1 protein-coding gene is annotated in these 317 nt (G+C 54.3%); it reads right to left on the bottom strand.

What is annotated here, in order from left to right; translation table 11 throughout:
- A partial coding sequence (locus H5158_RS22980; protein WP_259399489.1) for an Ig-like domain-containing protein occupies positions 1 to 317 on the bottom strand: 317 nt, incomplete at both ends.

Genomic DNA, 317 nt, shown 5'->3' on the forward strand with positions numbered 1-317 from the left:
GAGTCGGTGGTTTCGTTGCCAACACCATCAAGGACACTGACATCAACACTAAACGCACCATCAGGCAGTGGGGTTGTCGGGCTAATTACCCAATCACCATTGGCATCCACGGTGGCGCTGAGGGTTTCGCTGTTGCCATCTTTATCGGTAACAACCACCGTCACTGCAGCCCCTTGACCCGCATCAGTGGTCCCACTAATGGCTGGGGTGTTGTCATTGCTCAATGTATCGACGCTCACCGTGAGCGTCGGTGGCGTACCATCAAAATCAGTCGAAGTGATCGTGCGCACATTACCTGCTTCATCACTGGCACTGGC

This window comes from Pseudoalteromonas sp. SR45-6 (assembly GCF_014163545.1).
GTDB classification, from domain to species: Bacteria; Pseudomonadota; Gammaproteobacteria; order Enterobacterales; family Alteromonadaceae; genus Pseudoalteromonas; species Pseudoalteromonas rhizosphaerae.